Origin of the sequence: Gordonia abscondita, from assembly GCF_032711245.1 — a bacterium.
Lineage (GTDB): Bacteria > Actinomycetota > Actinomycetes > Mycobacteriales > Mycobacteriaceae > Gordonia.
Window position 1 is genome coordinate 3,562,045 of sequence record NZ_CP128986.1, and the last position, 12,838, is coordinate 3,574,882.

At 66.0% G+C, this 12,838-nt stretch carries 12 protein-coding genes; 1 reads left to right on the top strand and 11 read right to left on the bottom strand.

The window, feature by feature from the left end; genetic code table 11:
- Positions 1-10 precede the first annotated feature (10 nt).
- The gene (locus MP11Mi_RS16700; RefSeq protein ID WP_420039996.1) at positions 11-1,969 is read left to right on the top strand and encodes an acyl-CoA dehydrogenase family protein; all 1,959 of its coding nucleotides are present in this window, start codon (positions 11-13) and stop codon (positions 1,967-1,969) included.
- Between the two features lie 37 nt (positions 1,970-2,006).
- On the opposite strand, the gene MP11Mi_RS16705 is transcribed toward MP11Mi_RS16700, so the two are convergent.
- The 11 genes from MP11Mi_RS16705 to MP11Mi_RS16755 all read right to left on the bottom strand — a co-directional run bounded on the left by MP11Mi_RS16705 (position 2,007) and on the right by MP11Mi_RS16755 (position 12,836).
- Positions 2,007-2,474, bottom strand: coding sequence for a LuxR C-terminal-related transcriptional regulator (locus tag MP11Mi_RS16705; RefSeq protein WP_420039997.1), 468 nt, complete (start codon positions 2,472-2,474; stop codon positions 2,007-2,009).
- Positions 2,475-2,728: 254 nt separating this feature from the next.
- Positions 2,729-3,460 carry a hypothetical protein gene (locus MP11Mi_RS16710; protein WP_420039998.1) on the bottom strand — a complete coding sequence of 244 codons (732 nt, stop codon included), beginning with the start codon at positions 3,458-3,460 and terminating at the stop codon, positions 2,729-2,731.
- A 2-nt stretch (positions 3,461-3,462) separates the two neighbouring features.
- Positions 3,463-4,248, bottom strand: coding sequence for a PP2C family protein-serine/threonine phosphatase (locus MP11Mi_RS16715; RefSeq protein WP_420039999.1), 786 nt, complete (start codon positions 4,246-4,248; stop codon positions 3,463-3,465).
- A 207-nt stretch (positions 4,249-4,455) separates the two neighbouring features.
- The gene (pdxS, locus tag MP11Mi_RS16720; RefSeq protein ID WP_420040000.1) at positions 4,456-5,361 is read right to left on the bottom strand and encodes a pyridoxal 5'-phosphate synthase lyase subunit PdxS; all 906 of its coding nucleotides are present in this window, start codon (positions 5,359-5,361) and stop codon (positions 4,456-4,458) included.
- Between the two features lie 123 nt (positions 5,362-5,484).
- Entirely contained in the window at positions 5,485-5,997 is a 513-nt protein-coding gene (locus tag MP11Mi_RS16725; RefSeq protein WP_420040001.1) for a LemA family protein, read from the bottom strand.
- 31 nt (positions 5,998-6,028) lie between these two features.
- A complete protein-coding gene (locus MP11Mi_RS16730; protein WP_420040002.1) occupies positions 6,029-7,153 on the bottom strand; it encodes a glycosyltransferase family 4 protein in 1,125 nt (374 codons plus the stop codon).
- 7 nt (positions 7,154-7,160) lie between these two features.
- Positions 7,161-8,075: a phosphatidylinositol mannoside acyltransferase gene (locus tag MP11Mi_RS16735; protein ID WP_420040003.1), complete on the bottom strand. Its 915-nt coding sequence runs from the start codon at positions 8,073-8,075 to the stop codon at positions 7,161-7,163.
- 4 nt (positions 8,076-8,079) lie between these two features.
- Positions 8,080-8,754: a phosphatidylinositol phosphate synthase gene (gene pgsA / locus MP11Mi_RS16740; protein ID WP_420040004.1), complete on the bottom strand. Its 675-nt coding sequence runs from the start codon at positions 8,752-8,754 to the stop codon at positions 8,080-8,082.
- Positions 8,747-9,304, bottom strand: coding sequence for an ATP adenylyltransferase (locus MP11Mi_RS16745; protein ID WP_420040005.1), 558 nt, complete (start codon positions 9,302-9,304; stop codon positions 8,747-8,749). Before MP11Mi_RS16745 ends, pgsA begins: the two co-directional genes overlap by 8 nt.
- Positions 9,301-11,403: a threonine--tRNA ligase gene (gene thrS, locus MP11Mi_RS16750; protein WP_420040006.1), complete on the bottom strand. Its 2,103-nt coding sequence runs from the start codon at positions 11,401-11,403 to the stop codon at positions 9,301-9,303. Before thrS ends, MP11Mi_RS16745 begins: the two co-directional genes overlap by 4 nt.
- Before the next feature lie 263 nt (positions 11,404-11,666).
- Positions 11,667-12,836, bottom strand: coding sequence for an acyl-CoA dehydrogenase family protein (locus MP11Mi_RS16755; protein ID WP_420040007.1), 1,170 nt, complete (start codon positions 12,834-12,836; stop codon positions 11,667-11,669).
- Positions 12,837-12,838 lie beyond the last annotated feature (2 nt).

A 12,838-nucleotide genomic window follows, 5' to 3' on the forward strand; every position in this document is an offset into this window, starting at 1 on the left:
TGTCGCCTATATGGCAGAACGTGAGGAAGTCTCCGCTCCCCCGACCGACACCGTCGCCCAATTGCGCGCCGTCCTGGACGGACGATGGGCGGCCACCCGCGATGTCGTCCGGGACCAGATCCAGGCGACCGACCTCGTGCCCCTGTCGGGGCTGTCGATGGCCGACTATCGCGCACGAATGCTCGACGCCATGACCGCGATGGTGCCGCTCGGATTTCCCGCCGACGGCTTCGCGGAGTCGCACGGCGGAACCGGCGACGTCGGCGCCGCCGTCACCGCGATCGAGACGCTCGGCTACGGCGATCTCTCGTTGATGGTGAAAGCTGGCGTGCAGTGGGGGCTCTTCGGCGGAGCCGTCGAGAACCTCGGCACCGAGCGCCACCACGAGAAATATGTACCCGGACTCATCGATCTGGATGTCCTGGGCTGTTTCGCGATGACTGAGACCGGCCACGGCTCCAATGTGCAGGCACTGGAGACCACCGCGACCTATCTTCCCGAGTCGGGCGAATTCGAGATCACGTCACCGACGCCGGGATCACGTAAGGACTACATCGGTGGAGCCGGGGAGCACGCTCGCTACGCCGCGGTGTTCGCCCAGTTGGTCACCGCGGGCCCTGACGAAGAGCAGTCGGGTCGAGGTGTCCACTGTTTCGTCGTACAGATTCGTGACGCCGACGGAAATGACCTACCGGGGGTGACGACGTCGGACTGCGGCTACAAGGGAGGTCTCCCCGGTGTCGACAACGGGCGGATCATGTTCGATCACGTGCGGATTCCGCGCGAGGACCTGCTCAACCGCTACGGCGACGTCGCACCGGACGGAACGTACTCGAGTCCGATCGAATCGGTGAACCGCCGGTTCTTCACCATGCTCGGGACGTTGATCCGCGGACGGGTGACGGTCGGAGCGGCGGCGGGCGCCGCCGGCCGCCTCGGGTTGACGCTGGCCGTGAAGTACGCGCTGGTGCGTCGTCAGTTCTCCGGGCCCGACAGCGACGAAGAACTCGTCCTCCTCGACTACCGCACCCACCAGCGGCGTCTGCTGCCGCTGGTGGCGCGCGCGTACGCGTTTGCGATCGCGCAGAACGAAGTCGTCGCCGAGCTCCACGAACTGCAGTCCGGCGACCCGGCCGACGCCGACCCGGACGCGATACGCAAACTCGAGGTGAAGGCGGCCGCAATTAAGGCGGGCCACACCGAACTCGCGTCACGGGCCATCTCCGAGGCGCGAGAGGCGTGCGGTGGCGCGGGCTACCTCGACGAGAACCGGCTCTCACGACTCCGCGGTGACATCGACGTGTTCACGACGTTCGAGGGTGACAACCTGATTCTCCGCCAACTCGTCGCCAAACAACTCCTCACCGCGTACGCGAGTGATGTGAGCGACCTCGACACGGTCGGTTGGCTCCGGTTCGTCGCCTCGACGGTGAAGGACATCGCCTTGGAGAAGACCGCTGCCCGCCAGGTGGTGCAGACGCTGCTCGACGACTCGGACGAAGACCCGGAGAATAGCGATCTCACCCACCCCGGCACTCAGCTGCGACTGCTCCGCAACCGAGAAGATCACCTTCTGCGGACCGCTGCCGCTCGGATGCGTCGTGCTCAGGACGACGACGCTGACGCGCAAGAAGTGTTCACTGGGACGCAGGACCATCTGATCAAGGTCGGCGACGCACACATCGAGCGGATCGTGTTGGAGACTGTCGTCGACGTGATCGGCAGGGTTACTGACAAGCAGACGCGGACACTACTCAAACGGGTCCGTGATCTGTTCGTCTATTCGCTCGTCGAGGACGACCTCGGTTGGTATCTGATGCATCGACACGTCTCCGTGGAGCGAGCCAAGGCAGTCCGACGCGGCGTGAACGATTTGTGCGGCGTCCTCCGACCTCACGCCGCTGATCTCGTCGACGCCTTCGGCGTCCCCGACACTGCACTCGATGTCCCGATGATCCGCCACGCCTGACCGGTTCTACTACTGGTCTGGGTGAGTCGGTACCGCGTTACAGCTCTTCGATGTCGATGATGTCGTCTTGGATGGCGCGGGCGACGAGTGCGGCCTTCGTGGAGGCGGGGCGCCCGATCTCGGCGTACTTCGCGCGGATGCGCGTCAGGTGGGTGTTGACGGTGCCCAGCGAGATGTGGAGCTCTTCACCGCATGCGGGCTTCGAGTCGACCAGCAACCAGGTGCGGAGGACTTCCACTTCGCGGTCGGTCAAGGCCGGACGCGGCAGTTCAGGGGCTGCGGGCTCGACGAGCGCTGACGGATCGACGGGTGCGAGGTATCCGCGGCGGCGAAGCGGGGCTTCGACGTAGACGGGGCGGCCGGGTAGCGGCATCACGCGAGCGCTCAGGCGGGCCAGGGCTTCGCGGCGGCGAGACTCGGCCGAAGCCGATCGGTTCGGTGCGGAGGCGGTGGTGCGGGCTGCGGTCTGGTGTCCGGGGGCGGTGCGGATCGCGGCGACGGTCATCTTTGTTCCTTCCTCGGAGCCCGGGACCGGTCGATCACCGGGCTGATAAGAAGAACGTTAGGGTGATCGCGACCATAACGCGATGGGGAGAACTACCCATGGGATACGCGCTGGTCAAAGGACATTTTCGACCGGGCCGAGCGGGGTGGCTCCCACGGACTGCCCATTCGAAGCTCACCGCACCGTCACACACGGATCGCGACAGGGGGAGCATTCGAGCCATGCAGGCTCGTGTCCGAAATCCGCGTCAGCGGTCAGGAGTTGGGCGGCTGGGTGTTCCGCGCGTACTCCGCGTCGAGCATCGGGAGGTCGCCTCGACTGACGAGGCCAGTCGACAACGCGTACTCGACTAGTTTGAGCCGACGGTTCGACGCGAGACGTCCGCCGCCCGCGCGCATCCCCGCGACGCCGATCAGGTCGAGTTTGTCGCAGACGTTGTCGAGCTTCCGATTGAACTTCGTCAGCGACCAACCAAGGCGCGCAGACGCTTTCGCAGAGCTGGGCAGCGCGCTCGCACCCGTGCCGTCGTGGCGGAGGATCGCTTCGGCGAGCACGAGGACGGCGAGTTTCTGGCTGTCGGTGAAGTTCGGGACGCCGCGCGTCGTGTCGCCGCCGACCGTCGACGTCCCGATTGGCGAGACGACCGCGGGCGCGCCCGCCTGAACTTGGACCTCGTAGGTGGTGGGTCCGGCGCTGAAGACGATGCTTGTCCGGCCGAATACGAGGGGCATGCGTGCGCCGGGGCCGAGCGTCGCGGAAAAGCCGAGATCCGCCGCGGTCACCGTCGCGGACAAGTGGGTGCCGAGGTTCGTCAGCCACCACATGCCGTTCTCGTCGTGCAGTAGCAGGAAGCGGCGGTGAAGATACGGATTGTCGTCGACCGTCAGCGTGGCTTCACGTCCGATGTAGAACGGTTGGCCGGGTATCACCTGGTAGCGCTCGCCGACGAACTCGACAAACGTCGTGCCGTTGCCCGCGAGCTGCACCGCTACCGGCTCACGGTCACCGCGGCTACGGTGACGTTGTCGTGCGCTCCACTCTCGAGAGCGGCTTCGACGAGCGCGGCCGCGGCCAGTTCGACGTCGCCGTCGGCCGCGGCGACCACGGTTGCGATCTCGTCGTCGCCCAGTTCGCCGTCCAACCCGTCCGAGCAGAGGAGCACGATGTCGCCGGGGACCGCGGAGAACGCGAAGTAGTCGGCGATCGGTTCGGCCATGCCCGCGCCGAGTGCACGCGTGATCACGTTGCGGCGCGAGTCGACACGCGCCTGCTCGGGAGTCAGGTAGCCCGCTTCGACCAGTTCCTGCACCTGCGAATGATCGACGCTGACCTGCCGCAACGCGCCTTGGGAGTACAGGTACGTACGCGAGTCACCGATATTGAAGGCGACCCACGCCGGGCCGTCCTCCCCTTCAGCGAGCAGCACGCCCGTGGCGGTGGTTCCCGCGCGCCGCCCGGACTCGGAACCGAATGCGCCGATCTTCTCCTGCGCGTGCACGAGCAGTGCGGCAACGGCAGTGCGCGTGGCGTCGAAGTCTTCGCCCACCGGAGCGTCGGCGAGGGTGCAAAGCGCAGCCTCACTGGCGAGCTCGCCACTGTCGTGACCGCCCATACCGTCGGCGACGAGGTAGCGGCCGGGGAGCGCCAACGCAGCGTCCTCGTTGGCTTCACGAACGCGGCCGACGTGGCAGACGACCGACCAGTCGACCGTGACGTCGCCGATCCGATCCTGACCGGTCCGCGCTTCGTCACGCAAGATGACGGTGTCGTCCATGCTCACCTCTCTCTGAGTGCCCTTTGGCTCATGAGTCGAAGATTCCGCCGACAGCACGCAGCCGAGCCGGGTAGCGTACTGCCACACCACAAACCTTGTCGCTAGCGTAGTCGAGATCCCCGGCCGGGATCACATCGGGACGGGCGGGCGCCGGGACTCCCCCGCCGCGCCTACCACCCGAGCTAGACGGCGATCGTCGTCGCGTCGTTACCAGCCGCGCTCGGCGAGCCGATGTGCCACGGGCACATCGTCGACGTTGATGCCGACCATGGCTTCACCGAGACCGCGCGAGACGTTCGCGAGCACATCCGGATCGTCGTAGAACGTCGTAGCCTTCACGATCGCGGCAGCACGTTGAGCCGGGTTGCCCGACTTGAAGATGCCGGAACCGACGAAGACACCCTCGGCGCCGAGCTGCATCATCATCGCGGCATCGGCAGGGGTGGCGATACCGCCCGCGGTGAACAACGTGACCGGAAGCTTGCCTGCCTTCGCGACCTCCACGACCAGGTCGTACGGCGCCTGCAACTCCTTCGCAGCCACATACAGCTCGTCCTCGGGCAGCGAGCTGAGACGACGGATCTGCTGGCGGATCTGGCGCATGTGCGTCGTCGCGTTCGACACGTCGCCGGTCCCGGCTTCACCCTTGGAACGGATCATCGCGGCGCCTTCGTTGATGCGACGCAGCGCCTCACCGAGATTGGTGGCCCCGCACACGAACGGCACGGTGAAAGCGAACTTGTCGATGTGGTTCTCGAAGTCGGCCGGGGTCAGGACCTCCGACTCGTCGACGTAGTCGACACCGAGGCTCTGCAAGACCTGAGCCTCGACGAAATGGCCGATACGGGCCTTCGCCATCACCGGGATCGACACCGTAGCGATGATGCCGTCGATCATGTCCGGATCACTCATACGCGACACGCCGCCCTGTGCACGGATGTCGGCGGGCACGCGCTCGAGCGCCATAACGGCGACGGCACCGGCATCTTCAGCGATCTTGGCCTGCTCGGGCGTAACTACGTCCATGATCACGCCGCCCTTCAGCATCTCGGCCATGCCGCGCTTGACTCGGGCGGTGCCGGTTGCTGGGGAGTTCTGCGGATCAGTGGTCACGGGCGGTGCTCCTTGGTCTCAGGTGAGGGTCTCAGGTGAGGGTCTGACGCGTTAAGTAAACCCGATCAGGCAGCTTCATCCAACGTCGGGTCGTCTCCTACGAGATGTACGCCACGTGCGGACTCACGCGCTGGTCACTCGCTCGGTGATCTCGAAGTAGGCCGGTCGCGGCGCGTGCCCCGCCAGGTGTAGCCAGCGAACCATTCGACGGCCCCGAAGCGTGCGAACGTCGCGAACCGCATCGTTGTAGAAACGGCGCGCCATAGTCACCCGGGTCTGCGCGTCGGCGAGTTCTGCTGTCAACGCCGCCGAGCGGTGTGCCGGGTCAGCGTGTGCGATGGCGGCCGACAGTAGGTTCTCGGCAGCCTCACGGCCCGCGGGATCGGCGCCCTCCGCGGCGTCGGCCGCGGCCGACAAGTCGTGTGCGCCCGACGCGTCGGGGTTGGCGGCTGCGATGGCGCGGGCGACTACTGCGCGCCGCTCCAATGCTCCGAACAGCGCTTGACGGGTGAGGTCGACGCGGATGTTCAACCGATCCATCCTCGTCGCCCGGGTCGCCGACAAGACGACGAGCCATACCAGCCCCACGACAACGGCGATCCCGACGGCAGACGCGGTGATCGCGACGGCGGTCATACGACGCCTCCAGCGGCGATACGAGGGCGCATCAGTCGGACACCACCACGGGACCGGCGTTGTAGGTGACGGTGTCGTAGACGTTCTGGATCTGGTCGGCGACCCGTGACCAGTCATAGAGGTCGGCACGTTCGCGTCCGCACGCCACGTAGCGTGCACGCAAGTCGTCGTCACCCAACAGCAAGTTGACCTGCTCGGCGAGGGCCGTCGGTGAACCCGTCGTCACCAGAGAGCCCGACTGTCCGCTGTCGAGGACGCGGGAGAACGCGATGAGGTCGCTCGCGACGACTGCTGCGCCTGCGGCCATCGCCTCGACGAGGACGATACCGAAACTCTCACCGCCCAGGTTAGGGGCGACGTACACGTCGACGCTCGCCAACGCGCGTGCCTTCGTTTCGTCGTCGACCATGCCGAGGAACCGTAGCCGTCCGGACAGGTCACCCGCGCGTCGACGCAGCGCCGCCTCATTCCCGCCGCCGACCACGAGGACCTGGACGTCGGGAAACTGTTCGACGATCGTCGGCAATGCTCGCATCAGGACGTCGATGCCTTTACGCGGCTCGTCGAACCGGCCGAGAAACATCACGGTGCGCCCGGCCCTCGGATATCCGTCAAGCGGAGTCGCCTCGGCGAACGCCGCGACGTCCACCCCGTTGGGGATCTCGACCGCATCGTTGCCGAGCGACTCCATCTGCCAGCGCCTCGCGAGTTCGGAAACCGCGATCTTGCCGCTGATTCGCTCACGGAACTGCCGGAGCACGGAATCGAAGATCGACAGCCACATCGACTTCGTCGTCGACGTATGAAATGTGGTCACGATCGGTCCGCTGGCGACCATCAGAGACAACATGGACAGACTCGGCGAGTTCGGCTCGTGCACGTGCAGCACGTCGAACTCGTTCACCGCGATCCAGCGACGGAGACGGTGATAGGCCTTCGGTGAAAACGTGACCCGCGAGACCGACCCGTTGTACGGGATGCCGAGCGCGGGACCTGCGGAGTCGACGTAGTCGGGAAGAACAACGTCGGGTCCGGCTGGCGCGAGCACACGCACCTCGTGGCCGCGGCCGATGAACACCTCCGCGAGTTCGACGACGTGCGCTTGGACGCCGCCGGGCACATCGAATGAGTACGGACAGATCATGCCGATCTTCACGCGAACCTCATTCGATTCCAAGCCGTGCGCGACGTTCGGGCGACCAGTCGGCCTCCCACAGCGGCTGCAGCATGTGCCAGTCGGCTGGCGCGGTCGCGATGTCGCGGGTGAAAGCGTCGGCCAATCGCTGCGCTGTCGGTGCGATGCCGCCGTCGGTGTCGATGACAGTGCCCGCGCTCAGGTGCGACGTCCCGACACCCGTGTACCGATGATGAACGGCGTGCAGCACGGCCCCGGTCTCGATGGCGAGCTTCGCCGAGCCGGCCGGGATCCGTGTCTTCTCCCCGAACATCGTGACCGGCACGCCGTGCGCGGACAGGTCTCGGTCGGCCATCAGACACACGAGGCCTCCCGCGCGCAGCCGCTCGGCGAGGACCTGAAACGGTGGTTGCTCGCCGCCGGTCAGCGGAAACACCTCGAATCCGAGAGACTCCCGGTAGGCGATGAACTGGTCGAACAGCGACTCCGGCTCGAGACGTTCGGCGACGGTCGCGAACCGACCGTAGTTCTTCACCAGCCACACGCCTGCGATGTCCCAGTTCCCCGAATGCGGCAGCGCCATGACGACGCCCCGCCCGGAACGGATCGACGCGTCGAGCGACTCCCGCTCGTGGTCGGGTATCACCACGCTGGCCGCGATCTCGTCGGGGTCTGTCGTCGGGAGCCGGAACGCTTCACGCCAGTAGCGTGCGTACGATCGCATCGCCTGTTCGATCAGCTGGTCTGGGACGTCGTCGGGAGTCGTGCCGATGACCCGGGCCAGGTTCTTGCGGAGCTGGTCCGGTCCCCCATTGCGGCGGCCCGCGAAAGTTCCCGCCGCGTCGAAGACACTGCGCGCGACCGTCTCCGGCGAGTACTTGACGGCCGCCCATCCGGCGCGATAGCCGAGGTCGGCGACGATGTCGCCCAATCCACCCAGCATCCTGTCAGGCCTCCCCGGTTCGTTCGTCGGACTCGGGCGCCGCCGGTGGCGCTGACGGGATCAGGTCACGCGCGCCCGGCGAACAGTAGATCGACCACATGCGCTGCGCGACAGTGATCAAGCTCAGGACGGCCAGCACCCACATCGCGACGTGGATCGCCCACGCCCAGTGCAGGCCCGGGAAGTCCGTGAAGCCCGCGCCAACGAGGACGATGATGAGTCGGTCGGGGCGTTCGATGAGTCCGCCGTCGCCGTTCAGGCCCGCCGCTTCGGCACGCGCTTTGGCGTACGAGATGACCTGCGAGGTCACTAGACAGATCAGGGTGGCGATGAGCAGCAGTTCGTGCGGCTTCTGGACTGCCGCCCACCATGCGAGGCCGCCGAAGATAGCGCCGTCGGCGATGCGGTCGCACGTCGCGTCGAGCACTGAACCGAAGCGGGTACCGCCGCCGCGCGCGCGAGCCATTGCGCCGTCGAGCATGTCGAACATGACGAACGCCCACGTCACGAGGGCTCCAGCGAAGAGGTGCCCTTGCGAGAACAGCCAGATCGACGCACCAACGGTCACCGCGGTACCGATGATCGTCATCAGGTCCGGGGTGAGCCCCGTCCGGATGAGGGCACGGCCGATCGGCAGCGTCACCTTCGACACCGACGCGCGGCCTAAGATGCTAAGCACTCTGTGGTCCCCCGAGGTCCGTCCACGCCCGCGCCAACAGCGCCCGCGTGTCCTGAAGCAGTTGCGGCATCACTTTCGTGTCACCGACGACGGTGATGAAGTTCGCGTCGCCCATCCATCGTGGCACGACATGCTGGTGCAGGTGCTCCGACAGCGAGCCGCCAGCGGCCGCACCGAGGTTGAGGCCGACGTTGAACGCGTTCGGGTTCGACACCGACTTGATGACGCGAATCAGATGCTGGGTGAACGACATCACCTCGCGCGATTCGTCGACCGTCAGATCCTCCAGATCGGCCACCTGGCGATACGGAACGATCATGGTGTGACCGGGGTTGTACGGGTACAGGTTGAGCACCGCGTACACCGTCTCTCCGCGCGCGATGATGAGGCCTTCCTCGTCGGTCATTCGAGGAATGTCTAGGAACGGGTGGCCGGTGAGCTCACCGCCGTCGGACGCCTTCTTCGGCGCGTCGGCGGTGATGTAGCTCATCCGGTGCGGCGTCCATAGTCGTTCAAGGCCTTCGCGCGCGGATCCGTCGGCCGCTGTCATCGGCGTTTCCTCACGAGTTCGAGGAACTCACGCATCGTGTCGGCGGTCGGCGAGTCGTTGCGACGCGACTCCTCCCACTCGTCGATGGCGACCACCGCGTCGTCGACATCCACACCGTTGAGCTGCGTGCCGTCCCGGAACCGGAAACTCACGGCGTTCGCTTCGACATCGCGTTCACCCGCGAGCAGCATGAACGGGACCTTCGCCGCGGTGTGGTTGCGGATCTTCTTCTGCATCCGGTCGTCGGAGTGGTCGACCTCGGCGCGGACCCGACGGCTCTTGAGCCGATTGATCGTCGTCTGTAGGTGACCGGCGAACGCATCCGCGACGGGGATGCCGACCACCTGGACCGGCGACAGCCAGACTGGGAAGGCGCCCGCGTAGTGCTCGGTGAGCACGCCGAAGAATCGCTCGATGGACCCGAACAGCGCGCGGTGGATCATCACCGGACGCTTCTTGGTGCCGTCGGTGGCCGTGTACTCCAGGTCGAATCGCTCCGGCAGGTTGAAGTCGAGTTGCAGCGTCGACATCTGCCAGGTGCGTCCGAGCGCGTCCTTGACCTGGACGGAGATCTTCGGGCCGTAGAACGCAGCCCCCTCCGGGTCGGGCACGAGCTCGAGCCCGGACGCCTCGCCGACCTCCCGGAGGGTCTGCGTGGCCTGCTCCCAGACCTCGTCCGAGCCGACGTACTTGACCGGATCCTTCGTCGACAACTCCAGGTAGTAGTCGTCAAGCCCGTAATCCTTGAGTAGCTGCAGCACGAAGTTCAGGGTGGTCGTCAGCTCTTCGACGACCTGCTCCTGCGTGCAGTAGATGTGGGCGTCGTCCTGGGTGAAACCGCGGGCACGCGTCAGACCGTGGACCACACCGGACTTCTCGTAGCGGTAGACCGAGCCGAATTCGAACAGACGCAGCGGAAGCTCACGGTACGACCGTCCGCGCGAACCGTAGATCAAGTTGTGCATCGGGCAGTTCATCGGCTTGACGTAGTAGTCCTGGCCGGGTTTGCGGACCGTGCCGTCCTCGTTGTACTCGGCGTCGAGCTGCATCGGCGGGAACATGCCGTCGGCGTACCAATCGAGGTGCCCGGACACCTCGAAGAGATTGCTCTTGGTGACATGCGGGGTGTTGACGAACTCGTACCCGGCGGCCGCGTGCTGCTCACGCGAGTAGTCCTCCATCTCCTTGCGGATGATGCCACCCTTGGGGTGGAACACCGGCAGACCCGAGCCGAGCTCGTCGGGAAAGCTGAACAGATCCAATTCGCTGCCGAGGCGACGATGGTCACGCTTCTCGGCTTCGGCGAGCCGGTCCAGGTAGAGGTCCATCGCCTCGGTCGACTCCCAGGCCGTCCCGTACACGCGCTGCAGGTCGGCGAGGCTTTGATCGCCACGCCAGTACGCCGCCGAACTCCGCGTCAGTTTGACCGCCGGAATGTATTTGGTGGTCGGGACGTGCGGGCCGCGACACAGGTCTCCCCATACGCGATCGCCGGTGCGCGGATTCAGGTTGTCGTAAGCGGTGAGCTCGCCCCCGCCTACCTCCATGACCTCGTCGTCGTCGGCGGCGCCCTTGTCGTCGATCAGTTCGAGTTTGAACGGCTCGTTCGCGAGTTCCGCGCGCGCCTGATCTTTCGACTCGTACACGCGGCGGGAAAACTTCTGCCCGGACTTGATGATCTTGCGCATCTGCTTCTCGAGGACCTTCAGGTCCTCGGGCGTGAACGGATCGTCGACGGCGAAGTCGTAGTAGAAACCGTCGACGATCGGCGGGCCGATCCCCAACTGCGCCTTCGGGTTCAGATCCTGCACGGCCTGCGCAAGCACATGGGCGGCCGAATGTCGGATCACCGAACGCCCGTCATCGGAGTCGGCGGTCACCGGCTCGACGTACTTGTCGGTGTCCGGTGTCCACGACAGGTCGCGAAGCGTACCGTCCGCTTCGCGGACGACGACGACGGCCTGCGGGCCCTTGTTCGGCAGTTCGACGCCGTCGGGCAGTTCGACGTCCCGCATCGCTGCGCCCGCAGTAGTGCCCGCCGGAACCCGCACGGTCTCGGGAAGGCGGACTCGTTGAGCGGACGCGACGTTGTCGGGCACTTGCTGACTCCTGTGTTTCGGGATGACGACATGAAACTGTCGAGCCTGATGTTATCGGTTCCATCGACACCACGGCATACCGCACCCGATGTCTCGCGCCGATCGAGCCACCTGCCGATTGGACGCGAAGCGCCACACACTGATCGAGCGGAGTCGAGATCTCGACTCCGCTCGATCACAGTGTTGGCACCGCTCGATCGGCGCTATTGGTTCACGTCAGCATTCGTTCACGTCAGCATGCGTCACGTCAGCATTCGTTGAGGTCAGCGAGGGGGCGCCGTCAACTCCACGTATCGGGCGAGATGACGGTCGGTGGCGCCGTACTCGTATTGCACGGCGGTCAGGCGTTTGAAGTAGTGACCGATCGCCAACTCTTCGGTCATCCCCATGCCGCCGTGGAGCTGTACGGCATTCTGACCGACGAATCGGGCGGCGCGGCCGACGGTGACCTTGGCCACCGATACCGCGCGGGCCCGCTCCGTCGGTTCCGCGTCGATCTTGATCGTGGCGAGAAGAGTTGCGGCGGAGGCTTGTTCCACCTCGATGAGCATGTCGACCATCCGGTGGCTGAGCACCTGGAAGCTGCTCAACGGCAGCCCAAACTGTTGGCGTTGCTTGCTGTACTCAACAGTGTCGTCGAGAACTTTGCGCATCGACCCGACTGCCTCAGCACAGACTGCGGCGGAGCCTTCGTCGACGGCACGCGACAGCGCCGCTATCGCGTCGTCGCCGGTCAGCAGGAGCGCATCGCCCGGTACTCGGACCCCGCCGAACGCGATGTCGGCGGCCTGGCGATCGTCAACGGTCCGGATGGTGTGCGCGGTGATGCCCTCCGCCGACGCGTCGTACGGGAGGACGAACAAGCCGAGCCCCGCTCCCGGCTGACCGGATCCGGCCTGTTCGCCGACGTGCGCGGTGACGATCTGCGCGGTGACGATGAGGTGCGACGCGATGGGCGCGTCGACGACGAGTGCCTTCGAGCCGTCGAGCACCCACTCGTCACCGTCACGGCGCGCGGTGGTCGCGGCCGACGTCAGATCGTCGGACGAGTCTTCGGCCGCGGCGAGCGCGACGATCGCCTCGCCTTCAGCGATCTGTTCGGTGACCGCGTTCGCGACGTCCGAGCCGATGCGCGAGAGGAGTCCGCCCGCGACGACAACGGTGTTGACGTACGGTTCGACGACGAGCGCGTGGCCGAGGGCTTCGGCGATCACCATGGTCTCGACGGGACCACCGCCCATGCCGCCTGCTGATTCGGGCAGAGTCGCGCCGAGGATTCCGAGGTCGTGCGCGAATGCCTTCCAAATATCCGGCTGCCAGCCGGGCCCGGTCTTGACGGCCGTGCGCGAGGATTCGAGTCCGTAGCGTGCGGCGAGGAACTGGGCGAGTCCGTCGCGGAGCAACTGCTGTTCTGCGGAGAGTTCAAAGTCCATGG